Annotated in this window: 1 protein-coding gene; it reads right to left on the minus strand. The window is 74.6% G+C overall.

All coding sequences use genetic code 11. The features are described 5' to 3' along the window. The coding region (gene crtI / locus HMPREF3159_RS12355) for a phytoene desaturase family protein (protein ID WP_141748217.1) at window positions 1-805 on the minus strand (805 nt) is incomplete at its 3' end. Between the last annotated feature and the right edge of the window lie 57 nt (window positions 806-862).

Below are 862 nucleotides of genomic sequence, written 5' to 3' on the forward strand. Positions count from 1 at the left end.
GGCCCGGCCCTCCGCCGAGGTGCGCACCGCGCCGGCGCCCGTCGCGGTGGTCCTCGGTGAGGACCCGGGTGGCTCGGGTGCCGGTGTGCAGGCGTGCGCCGTGACGGACCGCGAGCCGCGCGATGACGTCGACGAGCTCGGTGAAACCGCCCTGGGGGTACTGCACCCCGCCGGTGAGGTCCAGGGCGCTCATCAGGTGGTACATGCTCGGAGTGCGGTCCGGGGAGGAGCCGAGGAAGACAGCCGGGTAGCCGAGCACCTGTCGCAGGCGGGGGTCGCGGAAACGGCGCGCGACGAAGCGATCCAGCGGCTCGGCCAACAGCCGCAGCAGCTGCGGGCCGCGGGCGAGCACGGCGGGGTGGAGCAGCGACCGCGGCGAGGTGAAAGAGGTGTACAGGAAGCGCTCGAGAGCCATGTCGTAGGTGCTCGCGGCGGAGTCGAGATAGCGGGCCAGGCCCAGCCCCGCCCCGGGCTCGATCCGCTCGAACAGGTCGGCATTGCGGGCGGCGGAGGCGCTCAGGTCCAACGGCTCCTCGTACCCCTCGCACAGGACGCGATACGCCGGGTCGAGAGGGCGCAGGTCCAGCTCCTCGGCCGCCGAGGTGCCCAGCAGGCGCAGGAAGTGGTCGAACACCTCGGGCATGAGGTACCAGGAGGGGCCGGTGTCGAAGCGGAACCCGTCGCGCTCCCAGCTGCCGGCGCGGCCGCCGAGCTCTTCCCGCGCCTCGACCAGGTCCACCTCGTGGCCGTCCCGGGCGAGCAGCGCCGCGGTGGCCAGGCCCGAGATGCCGCCGCCGATGATCACGGCCGAGGGGCGGGACCCGTCGGCCGAGGGCCCGGGGCCGCCGGCTCGGGGTCGGGA

The organism is Brachybacterium sp. HMSC06H03, from assembly GCF_001807385.1.
Taxonomy (GTDB): domain Bacteria; phylum Actinomycetota; class Actinomycetes; order Actinomycetales; family Dermabacteraceae; genus Brachybacterium; species Brachybacterium conglomeratum.